General features: G+C 38.9%; 13 protein-coding genes. 6 read left to right on the top strand and 7 right to left on the bottom strand.

Features of this window, described 5'->3' with window-relative positions; genetic code table 11:
- Nucleotides 1-46: 46 nt before the first annotated feature.
- The 4 genes from ACY2A0_RS04040 to ACY2A0_RS04025 all read left to right on the top strand — a co-directional run bounded on the left by ACY2A0_RS04040 (nt 47) and on the right by ACY2A0_RS04025 (nt 6584).
- Nucleotides 47-2851: a 2-oxoglutarate dehydrogenase E1 component gene (locus tag ACY2A0_RS04040; RefSeq protein WP_461788285.1), complete on the top strand. Its 2805-nt coding sequence runs from the start codon at nt 47-49 to the stop codon at nt 2849-2851.
- Nucleotides 2852-2911: 60 nt separating this feature from the next.
- Nucleotides 2912-4144 carry a 2-oxoglutarate dehydrogenase complex dihydrolipoyllysine-residue succinyltransferase gene (odhB, locus tag ACY2A0_RS04035; RefSeq protein WP_461788284.1) on the top strand — a complete coding sequence of 411 codons (1233 nt, stop codon included), beginning with the start codon at nt 2912-2914 and terminating at the stop codon, nt 4142-4144.
- A gap of 723 nt (nt 4145-4867) precedes the next feature.
- Nucleotides 4868-5584 carry a DUF2490 domain-containing protein gene (locus tag ACY2A0_RS04030; protein ID WP_461788283.1) on the top strand — a complete coding sequence of 239 codons (717 nt, stop codon included), beginning with the start codon at nt 4868-4870 and terminating at the stop codon, nt 5582-5584.
- 109 nt (nt 5585-5693) lie between these two features.
- Nucleotides 5694-6584: a hypothetical protein gene (locus ACY2A0_RS04025; protein WP_461788282.1), complete on the top strand. Its 891-nt coding sequence runs from the start codon at nt 5694-5696 to the stop codon at nt 6582-6584.
- A gap of 169 nt (nt 6585-6753) precedes the next feature.
- Here the strand turns inward: ACY2A0_RS04025 and ACY2A0_RS04020 are convergent, their stop codons facing one another.
- The 6 genes from ACY2A0_RS04020 to ACY2A0_RS03995 form a co-directional block, all read right to left on the bottom strand.
- Entirely contained in the window at nt 6754-7506 is a 753-nt protein-coding gene (locus tag ACY2A0_RS04020) for a head GIN domain-containing protein (RefSeq protein WP_461788281.1), read from the bottom strand.
- A gap of 66 nt (nt 7507-7572) precedes the next feature.
- Nucleotides 7573-9228, bottom strand: a complete 1656-nt coding sequence (locus ACY2A0_RS04015; RefSeq protein WP_461788280.1) for a M1 family metallopeptidase — start codon at nt 9226-9228, stop codon at nt 7573-7575.
- A 118-nt stretch (nt 9229-9346) separates the two neighbouring features.
- The gene (locus ACY2A0_RS04010) at nt 9347-11224 is read right to left on the bottom strand and encodes a CocE/NonD family hydrolase (protein ID WP_461788279.1); all 1878 of its coding nucleotides are present in this window, start codon (nt 11222-11224) and stop codon (nt 9347-9349) included.
- Nucleotides 11225-11241: 17 nt separating this feature from the next.
- Complete coding sequence (locus ACY2A0_RS04005) at nt 11242-11424, bottom strand: hypothetical protein (protein WP_461788278.1); 183 nt, start codon at nt 11422-11424, stop codon at nt 11242-11244.
- The gene (locus tag ACY2A0_RS04000) at nt 11418-11735 is read right to left on the bottom strand and encodes a hypothetical protein (RefSeq protein WP_461788277.1); all 318 of its coding nucleotides are present in this window, start codon (nt 11733-11735) and stop codon (nt 11418-11420) included. Before ACY2A0_RS04000 ends, ACY2A0_RS04005 begins: the two co-directional genes overlap by 7 nt.
- A gap of 166 nt (nt 11736-11901) precedes the next feature.
- Nucleotides 11902-12075 carry a hypothetical protein gene (locus ACY2A0_RS03995; RefSeq protein WP_157960865.1) on the bottom strand — a complete coding sequence of 58 codons (174 nt, stop codon included), beginning with the start codon at nt 12073-12075 and terminating at the stop codon, nt 11902-11904.
- A 680-nt stretch (nt 12076-12755) separates the two neighbouring features.
- Here ACY2A0_RS03995 and lpdA point away from each other — a divergent pair.
- Complete coding sequence (lpdA, locus tag ACY2A0_RS03990; protein WP_461788276.1) at nt 12756-14162, top strand: dihydrolipoyl dehydrogenase; 1407 nt, start codon at nt 12756-12758, stop codon at nt 14160-14162.
- 113 nt (nt 14163-14275) lie between these two features.
- Here lpdA and ACY2A0_RS03985 read toward each other — a convergent pair whose 3' ends face one another.
- Entirely contained in the window at nt 14276-14503 is a 228-nt protein-coding gene (locus ACY2A0_RS03985) for a hypothetical protein (protein ID WP_461791269.1), read from the bottom strand.
- Nucleotides 14504-14739: 236 nt separating this feature from the next.
- On the opposite strand from ACY2A0_RS03985, the gene ACY2A0_RS03980 reads away from it, so the two are divergent.
- On the top strand, nt 14740-15939 hold the full coding sequence (locus tag ACY2A0_RS03980) for a serine hydrolase domain-containing protein (RefSeq protein WP_461791031.1): 1200 nt from the start codon (nt 14740-14742) through the stop codon (nt 15937-15939).
- The last annotated feature ends 81 nt before the right edge of the window (nt 15940-16020 follow it).

The following is a 16020-nucleotide window of genomic DNA, read 5'->3' as shown; positions in this document are numbered from 1 at the left end:
AAAATCCTAATTTTGCAATACTTATCGTAATAGTTATAATATACAAATGGATAATTTATCTTATCTCAACGGCAGCAATGCCGATTATGTGGATTCCCTATATCAGAGTTACAAAGAAGACCCTAGTTCTGTAGAGTTTGGATGGCAAAAGTTTTTTGAAGGTTTCGATTTTGGAAGAAACTCAGGCGGTGCTGCTGTAAGCGCAGATGAAGCTCCAGAGCAGTTTTTAAAAGAAATCAGCGTACTTAACTTGATCAATGGCTATCGTCAGCGTGGCCACCTTTTTACCAAAACAAATCCGGTTAGAGATCGCCGTAAACATTTACCTACCCTAGCAATTGAAAATTTTGGATTAAGCAATGCCGATTTAGATACGGTGTTTAATTCGAGTGTTGAGTTGGGCATTGGCCCTGCAAAACTTAAAGATATTGTTGCCTTTTTGGAGCAAACCTATTGCGGCCCAATTGGTGTAGAGTATAAATATGTGCGTACGCCTGAGGTGTTAAAATGGTTAGAAACCAAAATGGAAGGTGAGCGTAATACGCCAAAGCTATCTGCTGATGAAAAAATGCGTGTAGTTAAGAAGTTGAACGAAGCAGTAGTTTTCGAAAACTTCCTTGGTACCAAGTTCTTAGGTCAGAAACGTTTTTCTTTGGAAGGCGCAGAGGCTTTGATTCCAGCCTTAGATTCGGTAATTGAAAAAGGAGCTGAATTAGGTATTGAAGAATTTGTGGTTGGTATGGCGCACCGCGGTCGTTTGAACGTATTGGCCAATATCATGCAAAAAAGCTATAAAGATATTTTTACAGAATTTGAAGGCCGTAGCTATAATCCCGAAACGCCTTTCGGTGGCGACGTAAAGTATCACTTGGGTTATTCAACTGACGTGACTACTGCCAACGGAAAAAGTGTTCACTTAAGTCTTTGCCCTAACCCGTCGCACTTAGAAACTGTTGATGGTATCGTGGAAGGGATGAGCCGTTCGAAAATCGATTTCAAATACAATGGCGATAACGGTCGTTTAGCACCAATATTAATTCACGGTGATGCTTCTGTAGCAGGTCAAGGTATTGTATACGAAGTAATTCAAATGGCTGGTTTGGACGGTTACAAAACCGGCGGAACCATCCACTTGGTAATCAATAACCAAATTGGATTTACTACTAACTACAGAGATGCTCGTTCAAGTACTTATTGTACTGATATTGCAAAAGTGACCTTATCTCCAGTGTTTCACGTAAATGGTGATGACGCAGAGGCTTTGGTATATGCTATTAACTTGGCAATGGAATATCGCCAGAAATACAAAAATGATGTATTCATCGACATTCTTTGCTATCGCAGGTTTGGACACAACGAATCAGATGAGCCTAAATTTACACAACCTTTATTGTATAAGGCCATCGAAAAACATCCTAATCCTTTAAAAATCTATGTTGAAGAACTGATCAAAGAAGGAAAATTAGACGATGCTGCAGCTAAGAATATGGAGAAAGAGTTTAAAGCTCATCTTCAAACTTCATTAAACGAAGCGAAAGAATATAATGCAGCCTTAGCTGAAGTGAAATTTGGCGGTGCTTGGGCTGATATGCGTTTAGCTACAGAGAAAGATTTCGAGAAATCTCCGGAAACTGGCGTTAAAAAGAATACTTTGTTAGAAGTGGCTAAGCGTATTGCCACTTTACCAAAAGATAAAAAGTTCTTCAAAAAAATTGAGAAGTTATTTGAAGAGCGCTTAAAAATGGCTACTGATACGCATGTTTTCGATTGGGCAATGGGTGAGCAGTTAGCTTACGGTACTTTATTGGCCGAAGGTAAACGTGTTCGTTTAAGTGGTCAGGATGTGAAGCGTGGTACTTTCTCACATCGCCATGCGGTATTAACTTTAGAAGATTCGGAGGAAGAATATACTCCATTATTGAATATTTCAGAGCAACAGGCACAGTTTGATATCTATAACTCACACTTATCAGAGTATGGTGTTTTAGGTTTTGAATATGGTTATGCTATGGCAAACCCTAATGCATTAACTATTTGGGAAGCGCAATTTGGGGATTTCTTTAACGGAGCTCAAATTGTAATTGACCAGTACATCGCAAGTGCGGAAACGAAATGGCAAAGAGCTAACGGTTTGGTCATGTTATTGCCTCACGGTTATGAAGGTCAGGGGCCAGAGCACTCATCAGCACGTATTGAGCGGTTTATGGAACTTTGTGCAGAGTACAACATGCAGGTAACTAACTGTACTACTCCAGCGAACTTCTTCCACGCATTACGTCGTCAGTTTAAACGCGATTTCCGTAAACCTTTGGTGAACTTCAGTCCTAAAAGTTTATTGCGCCATCCGCTTTGCGTAAGTCCATTGGATGATTTTACTTCTGGAGGTTTCAAAGAGGTAATTGATGATGCTAACGTAAAAGTTGCTGATGTGAAACGAGTGGTTTTCTGTTCGGGTAAAATTTATTACGATTTACTTGATGCACAGAAAAACAATGATGATAAAGATGTAGCAGTAGTGCGTGTAGAACAGCTTTATCCAACTCCTGTGGATCAAATGGAAGCCATTGTTGCCAAGTATAAAAATGCAAAAGATGTAGTTTGGGTACAAGAGGAGCCAGAAAATCAAGGTGCTTGGCCATACATGTTGCGTCGTTTGAGAAAAACATCGTTAAACAATATCGATGTGATTTCTAGAAAAGAAAGCAGCAGCCCGGCAACAGGTTATATGAAACAACATACTAACCAACAAGCTTACATTGTGGCAAAAACTTTCGAAACTTCAGTTGCAGAAGTAGCGAAGAATTCGATTAAAGAAACATCGAAAAACGCAGTAAAAGATAAAGTAGATTAAATAGATTTGAGAACTGATCCCGATAGCTATCGGGATCAACCTTACAACATACATAAAAATATGAGTTTAGAAATCAAAGTTCCGCCGGTAGGCGAGTCGATTACCGAGGTAGTATTATCTCGTTGGGTTAAAAACGATGGTGATTTTGTAGAGATGGACGAAATTATTGCTGAACTGGAATCAGATAAAGCAACATTCGAACTTACTGCAGAGCAATCAGGAACTTTAAAGGTAGTAGCTGCTGAAGGCGATACCTTAGAAATTGGTGCTGTAGTTTGTACAATTGAGGCAGGCGGTGCAGCACCTGCAAAGGAAGCTAAAGAAGAAGCTCCAAAAGCTGAGAGCGCTCCGGCAGCGGATAAAACTGCGGCTCCAGTAGCTGAAAAAGAATCGAAAGACAGTTACGCGTCTGGAACACCATCACCTGCTGCTGGTAAAATTTTGGCAGAAAAGGGTATTGATGCAGGTAGCGTAAAAGGTACTGGCGTTGATGGTAGAATTACCAAAGAAGATGCGAATAATGCACAAGCTGCTAAGCCTGCCGCTAAAGCAGATGCACCAAAAGCTGCGGCTGCTCCTGTTGTTGCAGGTTCAAGAAATGAGCGTACTGAAAAAATGTCGCCATTGCGCAAAACTGTTGCCAAGCGTTTAGTAGCAGTAAAAAATGAAACAGCGATGTTAACTACGTTTAATGAGGTTAACATGAAGCCAATCATGGATTTGCGTGGTAAATATAAAGATCAATTTAAAGAAAAACATGGCGTAGGTTTAGGCTTCATGAGCTTCTTCACTAAAGCAGTTTGCGAAGCTTTAAAAGATTTCCCTGCAGTTAATGCTCGTATTGATGGCGAAAACATCATTTATAACGATTTTGTTGACGTGTCCATCGCGGTATCTGCTCCTAAAGGTTTGGTAGTGCCAATCATCAGAAATGCAGAAAGCATGAGCTTGGCTCAAATTGAGAAAACTGTAATTGAATTGGCTACAAAAGCTAGAGATAGCAAATTGACTATTGAGGAGATGACTGGCGGAACTTTTACCATCACCAATGGCGGGGTATTTGGATCAATGATGTCTACACCAATTATCAATGCACCTCAATCTGCAATTTTAGGTATGCACAACATTGTGGAGCGTCCAATTGCTGAAAATAAAGAAGTAGTGATTCGCCCGATGATGTATATTGCATTATCTTACGACCACAGAATCATTGACGGACGTGAGTCAGTTGGTTTCTTGGTAAGAGTTAAACAATTATTAGAAGATCCAGCAAGATTGCTTTTAGGAGTTTAAAATTCCTTGCACTGAGTTCTTTTCAGCCTAGGCATTTTGAATGGAACTAGTGCTGAACTAAGTTTAGCATCGATATTAAAGGTGAAAAGCCTTGTTCAAGAAATTGAGCAAGGCTTTTTTGTGTCGTTTATTATTGGTTAATAGTTTTAGGATTGCTTCGTTGTGCTTCCTCGCAATGACGACAAGGATAAAGAGAGATTGGGCAGGGCTTTTACGTATCTTTTCAGTCATTAATTCTCTTCGTCATTGCGAGGCACGAAGCAATCTTAAAGCTCAAGTTTAGCTGACCTAATTATAATTGTAAGACTGCTTCGTTACGCTTCCTCGCAATGACGACAAGGATAAAGAGAGATTGGGCAGGGCTTTTACGTATCTTTTCAGTCATTAATTCTCTTCGTCATTGCGAGGCACGAAGCAATCTTAAAGCTCAAGTTTAGCTGACCTAATTATAATTGTAAGATTGCTTCGTTGTGCTTCCTCGCAATGACGACAAGAATAAAGAAAAATTTTAGCGTCGCCCTGAATTTATTTCAGGGTCAGCGTTAAATTACATCAGTCAATCAAAAAGTTATTGGACTCGATTCCAAACTTTAATCTAGGATACTATTTAAATTTTGGATGACAGCCCCCCGAGGTTAAAAATCAATTTGTCTACTTTCTGTTACGAATACTTCCATTCTAACTTATTTTAATATTTTCGTTGATCACACTAATCAAAACCAAATGAGAAAAATATTGCTACTAACTATTTTGAGTTGTTCTGCTTTATTGTTGCAAGCGCAAACAGTAAGTCAAAATACAGGATGGTTGTTCTTTTTAAACAGCACCAAGTTTAACGATAAATGGGGTTTACATTTTGATTTCCAATTGCGTTCACAAAATAATTGGGATGGCGTAAGAAATGTACTCGTTCGTCCAGGTATCACCTATTATATCAATAAAAACTCAAATGCAACTTTAGGTTATTTGTACACGCCAACCTTTATACAGGATAATTTGATAGGAAGTAATTCATTCAAAAATACACTAACTGAGCATCGTATTTGGCAACAATATATCTACAGCCATCAACCTTGGAAAGGCGCAACTTTAAGTCACCGTTTTAGGTTAGAGCAGCGTTTTATCGAGCGCCAAACGGACGATCTGTTCGCTCAGCGTTTCCGGTACTTTTTTAGATTAATACAGCCGTTACAAAAGCAAGAAGGTGCATTTACTAAGGGAACTTTTGTTGCGTTGCAAAACGAATTGTTCTTTAATATACAGAACAAAGATCAGTTAAATGGAAGTTTATTTGATCAAAACCGAGCTTATTTGGCAATTGGTTATCGCGTTTCTAAAAGCTTTGATATTGAAGCTGGATATTTAAATCAAGCTGTAAAAGGGGCCAGTGCCAATACTGTAAATAATGTTGTTCAACTCGCATTGTATACGAGGTTTTAACGTCAATATCGATGTAGTTATTTAAGTATTTATCAAATCTTTAAGTCATACCTAAGTTAAAAGCGTATTTGTACTTAAAACTTTAGCGTATTTTGCGCAGTTTTGTAGTATGAAACGTACATCTATTCTAATTTTCGCTTTATTAATTGGTAGGAAGTCAAATGCTCAGGAAAACATTTCAAAGATGGCTCCGGCAATAGAGATTGGGAAAAGCATATTTTCAAATGCTAATAAAAGAGATTTCTCTCGAAAAGGCCAGGTTTATATCCATTGGGGATGGAATTTCTCCTGGTATGATAGGAGTGATATCACGTTCCAAGGACCAGGTTATGATTTTACTTTGAAAAACGTTACTGCGAAAGATCGACCATCTAAAATAAGTTTAGATTATATCAATCCAGCGCAGCTAACTACGCCGCAGTTTGATTTCCGGTTCGGATATTTCTTTAAAGATAATTACAGCGTTTCTATTGGATGGGATCACATGAAGTACGTGATGGATATTCCGCAGAAAGTGACTATCAACGGTTATATTAACCCATCGGTTTCTAACCCGGGCATTGCAACAGGAAGCTACGCTGGAGTTTATCAAAACCAACAACTAGAAGTGAAAGATGCTATGTTGACCTTTGAACATACCGATGGCTTAAATTATGTAAGTGCGGAGGTAGAGCGTTACGATGATATTTGGGTAGCTAAAAATAAAAAGCAAATGCTAACCATGGAGACTGGCGTAGGGGCAGGCTTTGTGATTCCTCGTTCTGATGTGAGGTTTTTTGGAGTTGGGGAAAATAACTTCTGGAACTTTGCAGGCTACGGCGTTTCAATCAAAGCAGGCTTGAAGTTTAACGTTACAAAGAAACTATACTTCCAAAATGTAACGAAAGCAGGATATATCGATATGGATAAAATTCACACCACTGGCAGGAACGATATTGATAAAGCAATGCAAACGATAAGGTTTTTGGAAAACTACACTGCTATAGGATATCAATTCTAAATTACCTGAAATTACGAAATCAGTAATCCAGAATTCATTCTTAGGTGTGCTAGGCCAAGATAAGAACCAAATTTACATTTCCACTTACAGCGTTAGTAAGTTAATTAGGCATAAAAAAAGGTGTTCCAACTTACTTGTCGGAACACCTCAAAAATAGTATGCTTATTAATTAACTTAGCTTTTTTACACCGCCAGAGCCTAAGATTTTTTTCTCGCTCACATTAGCATTGCCTGTATAATAAACCTTTCCAGAGCCACTAACTAAGGCATTAATGTCACCATTGGTATGTACATATACGCTGCCGGAGCCGCTAATAGTTGCCGAAAGGGAACCAGTTTTCAACGCTCCTTTTTTGGAAAGTACACCTGAACCGCTAATAACTGCGCTCATATGATCGGTTTCACCACTGATATTCAATTTGCCCGATCCAGTAATTACTCCGCTAAAATTGCCAGTAACGATATTGGCGTTAATTGCACCTGATCCACTCAAAGTAGCTACAAACGAATCTTGGCTAATTGTACCTTTTACGCTAATAGAACCATCACCGCTCATAGTTAGGCTTTTTAAACTTTTAGCATTTACGTAAGCCGTAATCTTCTTGTCTTTGTATTTATGAGCCCAGCTCGTCCAGCTTACTTGTGGCCTAATAATCAGTGCATTTCCTTTCACCTCAGCTACTAAAGTTGAAATCGCTTCGGCATCACCCTCAAACCTGAGTCCTTCGGTATTTCCAAGCGTAATAATTACCTCAATAGGTCCACCGGCGGCTACAGAAGTGAAGTTTTTTACTTCGATTTCTTTTGCTTTACTGCTGTTTTTAGCAACACCAATATTTATCGGTAATTCGGTTTGAATTGGGTTGGCGCTAGCTGTCGCTACAGCTAATAATAAGCCAATGGAGATATATTTTTTATTCATTTCAGTTTTGTTGTTATCTTATAGAAGACGGAATCATACTTAACAACGTTGCATCCAAAGCTAAAATTATTCAGCTTTTTTTACATCGATGTAAAAATTCCTATCTACTGAAAAATTATCGCTGTTAATCGAGCTATCAATTTTTACGGTTTGCCAATTGTTTGTTGGTTTAATTAAACTGTACTGTCCGGCTTTAAGCGTCACTTTTAACGGCATATCAAATCCTTTTACATCCGTTACCCAACGATATTGTAAATTACCATCAGTTATTTTATACTCCAATGTTGGGATCTTAGCCTTACGGAGATATTGATCGAAAACTTTATCCAGCTTTAATCCACTTTGTTGTGCAATGTACTGTTCCACCTGTGCAGATGTTACCGTTTGATGATAGAAAGTTTTATTTAAGCCTCTTAGGATTTGCCTAAACTTCTCATCATTATCAATTAGTTGCCTAATGGTGTGTATGAGGTTGGCACCTTTGTTATACATGTCGCCATCGCCTTCGGTGTTGGTATTGTAAACCCCAATTATCGGACTTTTGTTGCCTATGTTTCTTCGCTGGCCAATTACATAATCTTCACCAGCCTTTTTACCTTGCGTACTTTCAGTAAACAATGCTTCAGAATAAGTGGTAAAGCCTTCGTGAACCCACATGTCCGCAATGTCCTTAGTAGTGATGTTATTGCCAAACCACTCGTGTCCGGTTTCATGGATGGTAATGAAATCCCATTTTAAACCGTGGCCGGTTCCCGATAAATCATTGCCTAAATAACCTTTTCTAAACTGATTGCCATAGGCTACCGCACTCTGGTGTTCCATACCCAAATGAGGAGCTTGCACCAATTTATAACCATCTTTATACCAAGGATAAGGCCCAAACCAATATTCAAAAGATTTTAGCATCGGTTTTACATCGGCATCCCAATGCGGACGTGCTTTGGCGCTATCCTCTCTTAACGAATAAAAGTCTAAGCTCAATTTCCCATCTTCACCATCGTAAGTATCACTCCAGTGTGCATATTTTCCAATATAAAAAGCAACATCGTAGTTATTAATTGGGTTGCTTACAAACCAGTTGTGTTTGATATATCCATTATTTAAATCGGTTTCTCCGCGACTGCGGCCATTACCGATACAATCTAAGCCCTTTGGTGCGCTAATGCTAATGAGCATGCTATCCACTTCATCACTTTGATGATCTTTGTTAGGCCACCAAACACTTGCACCTAAACCTTGGCAGGCTACTGATACAAATGGATTGCCCGATTTATCTTTTTTAAAGATAAAGCCACCGTCCCAAGGGGCATTTTTGGCTACACGTGGATTGCCGCTGTAGTAAACGGTAAATTTATCTTTAGCACCTTTCTTGATTTTAGGGAACTTCACGAAAACAGCTGCAAACTCTCTAGTAAAAGGAAGTGATTTGCCTTTGTAAACTACCTTTTCTACTTTCAGATTTTCGAACAAATCGAATTGAAGCTGCTCAAAATCCTGTGTTGCCGTAAATGCAAATTCATTGCTGCCGCTTACTGAACGATTGTCGATATCTATCTTTACATCCAAGTGATAATAATTGATGTCGTAACAGGTTCGTAAATCTGTTAGCGCACCACGTAAGGATTTTGCACGGGCATTATTTTCGTTGCTGCTCAGCATATCCTGAGCGGACATAGTTAAAGAAGAACTTAGGATCGCAAGAGCGATAAATACTTTTTTCATTTTTATGAATATCTAGTTTTTATGGCCATCATTGCGAGGTACGAAGCAATCTTAAAGCGATAGTTAGTTGCGAATGTTGTAAGATTGCTTCGTACCTCGCAATGACGACTTTTGTATGTTATTGCTTTAGTACTGGTAAAGATAAAAACGAACTGTTAGCCATGTCGTGGTAAATTCGATGCGTAGCTTTCTTAAAATCTTTAGGTTCGGCTTCGTAAATATTCATGAATTGCTGCGGATTTCTGTCTGCTAGTGGAAACCAAGAGTGCTGTACCTGAACCATAATACGGTGCCCTTTTTTGAAAGTGTGGCCTACGTCTGGTAGTGCATATTTTACGTTGGTCACTTGGTTTGGCACAAACGCTTCGGGTTTTTCGAAACTATTACGGTATTTGCCTCTCAGAATTTCTCCTCGCACCAACATTTGGTAACCTGCCATCATTTTGTTTTTATCGGTAGGTGATAATTCTTTGGTATCTTCTGGATATACGTCAATCAGCTTCACAACATAATCTGCATCAGTGCCAGTAGTGCTTACCATTAAGTTGGCTAAAACTGGGCCAGTTATTGTGATATCTTCCGTTAACACATCAGTTTGATAGGTCTTTACGTCCGGTCGTCTCGAAGCGAAACGTTGATCGTCAACCATGTATTCTCTTGTGCGATTAGCTTGAACACCATCCTGATAAGGAACTGGCGCATTAGGATCGCTCATGTATTCATCGAAGCTGCTATCTCCGCTTGGTTTGTTGAAAGATAGCTTGCCGTTAGGCTGAAAGTAAAGTGATTTCAATGCAACGTCCTGAGGAGGCCACGTATCGAATTTCTTCCATTGGTTGCTACCAGTTAAGAAAATATTTGCCTCGGCAGCATCAAATTTTCCTTCGCCTTTAAGATAATATTTGAAGAATGGAAGTTCTAGGTTTTCTTGGTAATAAGTGCTTGTTGCGGTTCCGAAGTTAATGTCTCCGAAGCTGTCGCCTTTTCCACGTACCCAGCCACCATGAAACCAAGGTCCGGCAACTAAAATATTGTTCGCTTTTGGATTTTGTCGTTCAATGGCTTTGTAGGTTTCGAAAGCACCGTAAGCATCTTCGGCATCAAAAAAACCACCTACCACCATTACCGCTGGTTTTACATCGGTTAAATGTCTGGTAATTTGACGAGCTTGCCAAAACGTATCTAAGTTAGGGTGTTTAAAAAGGTTGTTCCAAAATTTGATGCTATCGCCCATGTATTTTTCTTTCAAATTCTTAACCGAACCTGCTTCTAAATAAAAACGGTAATTATCCTTAATTGGAAATTCAAATGGTTTTGGCCCTTGTTCTGGTGTAATTGGTTTCGGACGAGGAACGCCAAATGAAGTCATAAACTTAAAGGCATCCATCACAAACAATGCGCCGCCATGATGAAAATCATCGCCAATGAACCAATCGGTAACTGGTGCTTGCGGCGATACCGCTTTCAAAGCCGGATGTGATTTTACCAAGGAAGTAGTGGAATAAAAACCGGGGTAGGAAATGCCGTAAATTCCAGCTTTGCCATTGTTGTTTTTAATGTTTTTCACTAACCAATCGATGGTGTCGTAGGTATCGGTACTTTCATCAATATCCTTTTTGCCTTTGCCCAAGTTGGTTGGTCTGATATCTTCAAAGTTTCCTTCGCTCATCCAACGACCACGAACATCTTGGTATACGAAAATGAAGCCATCACGCATTACTGCTGGGTAGCCACCTAAACTGGTTTTGTATTCGTTTTCGCCATAAGGACGCACGGTGTAGGGAGTTCTATTAATTAAAAAAGGATATTTTTTTCCTGCCGAGATGTCTTTTGGGATGTAAATAGCCGTAAATAACTTGGTACCGTCACGCATGGGAACCAGCTTTTCGATTTTGGTGTAGTGGTTGCGTACGTAGGCTGAGTCTGTTTCCTGAGCAAAAGCATTGGATGCTAAAAAGCAGGAAGCTAGAAAAAGGAGTGTCAGTATTTTTTTCATTTTTAAGTATCTAAGTGTTAATCTATTCTTTTTAATAGTCGATAATAAACTACATTGCCATTGCCATCATCTAATGTCATCATAAGATTACCTTTTTTTAAGTAATCATTAATATCTATGGCAAACAGATTTACTCCCCAAGTTTCTTGGTAATCTTTTTTATGCTTATTGTCTATGGTAAGAAATTGGCCATCTAACATAAAATTAGGTGTTTGTTCAGGAGAAAGTAGATCAAAGAGTGTCTGTAAATCTTTTGCGGTATAGTTTCGTCGCTATCTTTCATCATAGAGTAAACTTTGCCATTATCGTAAAAAGCAAACCACTGAAATTTTTGAGGCCAAGGATTGACTTTATTGATATTCGGTTCTTGCGGCAAATTTACTTTTTTCCAAAAACCAACTAATTCTGCGAGTTTAGGAGGGCCACCAGCGGGAGATTGGTCCTTTTGTGCAAATGCGCTTGATGCTAAAAGACAGGAAGCTATAAGAAAGGTTAGGAGTAGTCGTTTCATTTTAAAGTTGGTTAGAGAGGGAAAAGTAGGCTAGTGATATATTGAGATTGCTTCGTCGTTCCTCCTCGCAAAGACGAAAGTAGTAGCGTCACTGCGAGTTTACGAAGCAGTCTCAGCTATTGCTTTAAAAAGAAAAGCTTCCCTTTTTGAGAAGCTTTCTTAAGTCTTAGTGTCCGCCGTCGGCAGTATCAACAGGTTTACGGAAAGCAAAGCCTAAAATAAAATAAATTAAGGCGATTACGTACCAAACCGTTGGGCAATCATTATTAAATACCAATAATCCAAAAAGGAGGGCGCCTAGGCCAACCACAAAAAATGGAATGTTTCTTAATCTAATCATATTCAAACTTAGATAAAGTTGGATAGATAAGCAATAATAATTTGCAGGAATTGGTGTGGAACTGCGATGTTATTATGCTTTGCACAGCCGTTTGTTATCTAAACGAGATTTCCTTGTGAATCGTTTTCGAAGATTGTGCCCTCAGGAGACTTCGTAAGTTTTCAAAACTTACGAAGTCTTACTTGTGTTCGTGAACAAAAATATCGCAAGGAACACGCAGGAATAAAACCGATGGGTTTTTAAAGCTGCTACTTTTTTCTTTTGTAAAAAAAAAACCTTCTTGTAACGTACAGGTAGATAGATTCCTCGTTCCTCGGAATGACAGATAGGCTAAAACAAAATATCGCTACGAATAGCCCAGAGATAAAATCCACAGGTTTTTTAAAGCTGCTACTTTTTTCTTTTGTAAAAAAGACCCTTCTTATAATGTACAGATAGTTAGATTCCTCGTTCCTCGAATAACAGGTTGGCTAAGACAAAAAGATTGTTGTGTAAAGTCTAACTTTCGGTTACAAATGAAATTCAGCTATTGCTTTACACATCTATTTTAAAACCCCAAACTTTACAACTTTAGAACATTTCAACTTTAGAACATTAGAACTTTACAACTTTACAACATTCCAACTTTTCAACAATAAAACAAATCACTAACTTAGCCGCACAAAAATTCTTAGAAGATCATGCAATACGATGTAGTTGTTATTGGCTCGGGTCCGGGCGGTTATGTAGGTGCCATCCGTTGTGCACAATTAGGTTTAAAAACAGCGGTAGTTGAAAAATATAAAACTTATGGCGGTACCTGCTTAAACGTAGGTTGTATCCCGTCAAAGGCATTATTAGATTCATCGGAACACTTCCATAATGCAGCCCATACGTTTACCACTCACGGTATCAATTTAAAAGATTTGAAAGTTGATATGAAGCAAATGATTGCTCGTAAGGATGACGTGGTGGCTCAAAACACTGCAGGTATTACTTATTTGTTCAAGAAAAATAAAATTGATGCCTACGAAGGTGTAGGTTCTTTCGAAGATAAAAATACAATTGTTGTCACTAAAGCTGATGGCAGTACCGAAAAGTTAACTGCAAAGAATGTAATTATTGCTACGGGATCTAAACCTACGGCTTTGCCATTTTTGCCAATCGATAAAAAACGTATCATCACTTCAACTGAGGCTTTAAACTTAAAAGAAGTGCCAAAAACCATGGTCGTTATTGGTGGCGGTGTGATTGGTTTGGAGTTAGGTTCAGTGTATGCTCGTTTAGGAACAAAAGTAACCGTGGTTGAATTTGCTCCTGCAATTATTAGCACTATGGATGCTGGTTTGGGTAAAGAATTACAGCGTGTGCTGAAAAAGCAACTAGGCATGGAGTTTTTAACTAACCACAAAGTGACTGGTGCAACGGTAAAAGGTAAAGTAGTTACAGTTATGGCTGATAATGCTAAAGGCGAAGCCGTTTCTTTGGAAGCTGATTACTGCATTGTTGCAGTTGGTAGAACCGCTTATACAGCTGGTTTAGGCTTAGAGAAAATTGGCATCACTCCTGAAGAAAGAGGAAACAAAATTCCAGTTAATGATCATTTAGAGACTTCGGTTGCTGGTGTATATGCCATTGGCGATGTGGTAAAAGGTGCGATGTTGGCTCACAAAGCAGAAGACGAAGGAATTTACGTAGCAGAGCGTATTGCCGGACAAAAACCACATATCAATTATAACTTAATCCCTGGTGTGGTTTACACTTGGCCAGAGGTTGCGTCTGTGGGTCAAACTGAAGAGCAGTTAAAAGCAGCTGGCGTGAAATACAAAGCAGGTTCTTTCCCATTCAAAGCGAGTGGCCGTGCTAAAGCTAGTATGGATACAGACGGTTTTGTGAAAGTATTGGCTGATGAAAAAACAGATGAAATTTTAGGAATCCACATGATTGGCCCACGTGCTGCTGATATGATTGCAGAAGCGGTGGTAGCTATGGAATTCCGTGCTTCGGCAGAAGACATTGCTAGAATTTGCCATGCACACCCAACTTATACTGAAGCTTTAAAAGAAGCTGCTTTAGCGGCTACTGAAAACAGAGCGATACATATTTAAGGGGCGGGGATCAGTTGACAGTGGTCAGTTAGTTACGACCTTATATCAATCCTGCGGTTAGTACCGTGGGATTTTTTATTGGTATGAAATTGCTGCTCCGAGTAGCAAATTGCTTATGCAAGAGTGGAAAGAGCTTCTCCTAGCGGGAACATTGGTTCTCTGAGCAGCAATTTGCTTTTGCTGGCAGGAAAAATAGCTTCTTCTATAAGCAACATTGCTTCACCTAGAGGGGAAATTGCTTCTCCAAGCAGCAATTTGCTTGTCCTAACAGAAAAAATTGCTTCTTTGAGTAGGGTCATCGATTCTTTGACTAGCATTGTTGTTTCTTTGAGTAGGGTCATAGATTCTTTGACTAGCATTGTTGCTTCTCTGAATAGGATTGTTGCTTCTCACAATAGCATTAATGCTTCTTTGACTAACATTATTGCTTCTCAGAATAGGATTGTTGCTTCTCTAATAAGGAAATTTGTTTCTTTGAGCACGAAATTCCCATCTCGGAGATGAAAATTGTTGCCTACAATAATGCTATCTCATTTCAGCTTCAAATTTGATAACTCTTTTAAAGTTTCAAGTTGTGATGTGTATTTTAGTGATGATGAAAAACGGCTTCTTTCTATTAGTTACCCTACTTCTTTTATCTGCCTGTGTACCATTGCGGTCAATCAAGTACTTGGTGCCCGATTTGAATGATAGTGCGAAGTTCAATAATGTGACGATTCAAAAATCGGCTACGCCGTTTTACTTTAAAAGTAATTTAAATAGTAAGACTTACGACTCTTTAAAAACTTATTTAGATACTGCATTAATTGGTACCAAAACAAATGCTTTCATTATCATCAAAAACGATAGTATCATTTATCAATACCTTTCAAGTGCAACCAATATCAATGCCAAGCAGCCCAGTTTTTCTGTAGCAAAATCGTTTATTGGTACTTTGGTTGGTATCGCGGTAGATAAAGGCGAAATTAAATCAACAGATGAACTAGTAATTAAATATTTGCCTGAATTGGCTACTAACGATGAGCGGTTTCAACGACTGACCATTCAGCATTTGCTGGATATGCGCAGTGGCTTCAAATACAATGAGCGTTCGTTCAATCCTTTTTCAAAAATTGTGCGCAGCTACTACGGTGCTGATTTAAAGAAGATGGTAGGTAAGCTCAAAATGAAAAATGAACCGGGAAAGGTTTTCGAATATCAAAGCATCAACACCCAAGTGATTGCTTTTATTTTGCAGAAAGCCACTGGTAAAAACATACAAACTTTAATGCAGGAACGTTTGTGGCAACCTTTGGGAGCCGAAAGTGACGCACTTTGGAGCTTAGATGATGGTGGCAACATCAAAGCGTTTTGCTGTATCAATGCTACCGCTTTAGACTTTGCAAAATTAGGCCGACTGTATCTTAACGGGGGAAATTGGAATGGTAAGCAGCTCATTTCAAAAGGATGGATTGATATCACTACAAATCCAGACACGCTGACAAAAAGTAGGTATAAAAATCAATTTTGGGCTACCCGGGATTTTAGTTTCTTTAAAGATTCGGTGAGTGCCGTAACAGCATTGGGCAAAGAGCGCTTGACCTATCCCGTAGAAAGAAATCCAGATGGACGATATTTTTACGCCAAGAAGGTGTACGATTATAAAGCACAAGGGATGTTTAACCAATCGGTTTATGTAAACCCCAAAAACAAAGTGATTATTGTGCGCTTAGGAGATAGACAGAAGAAAGTGAACTTTCATCGTTTTGTGCAAGATGTAGGACGAAGTATGAAGTAGTCGCTGCGTTAGGCTTTCAACTTATACAAAGTAATTTCAATGTTAAAAGTAGAAAGATTAAAGACCGCATAGACACATTGT

This window comes from Pedobacter sp., from assembly GCF_965249885.1.
Classification (GTDB): domain Bacteria; phylum Bacteroidota; class Bacteroidia; order Sphingobacteriales; family Sphingobacteriaceae; genus Pedobacter.
Note: the sequence above shows the minus strand (reverse complement) of the source record. Positions and strands in the feature narration are given on the sequence as shown.

What these genes read in the sequence shown, in the direction of transcription:
- ACY2A0_RS04040 (WP_461788285.1), top strand. Translation starts at nt 47, where the DNA reads ATGGATAATTTATCTTATCTCAACGGCAGCAATGCCGATTATGTGGAT.
- odhB (WP_461788284.1), top strand. Translation starts at nt 2,912, where the DNA reads ATGAGTTTAGAAATCAAAGTTCCGCCGGTAGGCGAGTCGATTACCGAG.
- ACY2A0_RS04030 (WP_461788283.1), top strand. Translation starts at nt 4,868, where the DNA reads ATGAGAAAAATATTGCTACTAACTATTTTGAGTTGTTCTGCTTTATTG.
- ACY2A0_RS04025 (WP_461788282.1), top strand. Translation starts at nt 5,694, where the DNA reads ATGAAACGTACATCTATTCTAATTTTCGCTTTATTAATTGGTAGGAAG.
- ACY2A0_RS04020 (WP_461788281.1), bottom strand. Translation starts at nt 7,506, where the DNA reads ATGAATAAAAAATATATCTCCATTGGCTTATTATTAGCTGTAGCGACA.
- ACY2A0_RS04015 (WP_461788280.1), bottom strand. Translation starts at nt 9,228, where the DNA reads ATGAAAAAAGTATTTATCGCTCTTGCGATCCTAAGTTCTTCTTTAACT.
- ACY2A0_RS04010 (WP_461788279.1), bottom strand. Translation starts at nt 11,224, where the DNA reads ATGAAAAAAATACTGACACTCCTTTTTCTAGCTTCCTGCTTTTTAGCA.
- ACY2A0_RS04005 (WP_461788278.1), bottom strand. Translation starts at nt 11,424, where the DNA reads ATGTTAGATGGCCAATTTCTTACCATAGACAATAAGCATAAAAAAGAT.
- ACY2A0_RS04000 (WP_461788277.1), bottom strand. Translation starts at nt 11,735, where the DNA reads ATGAAACGACTACTCCTAACCTTTCTTATAGCTTCCTGTCTTTTAGCA.
- ACY2A0_RS03995 (WP_157960865.1), bottom strand. Translation starts at nt 12,075, where the DNA reads ATGATTAGATTAAGAAACATTCCATTTTTTGTGGTTGGCCTAGGCGCC.
- lpdA (WP_461788276.1), top strand. Translation starts at nt 12,756, where the DNA reads ATGCAATACGATGTAGTTGTTATTGGCTCGGGTCCGGGCGGTTATGTA.
- ACY2A0_RS03985 (WP_461791269.1), bottom strand. Translation starts at nt 14,503, where the DNA reads ATGACCCTACTCAAAGAAACAACAATGCTAGTCAAAGAATCGATGACC.
- ACY2A0_RS03980 (WP_461791031.1), top strand. Translation starts at nt 14,740, where the DNA reads ATGTGTATTTTAGTGATGATGAAAAACGGCTTCTTTCTATTAGTTACC.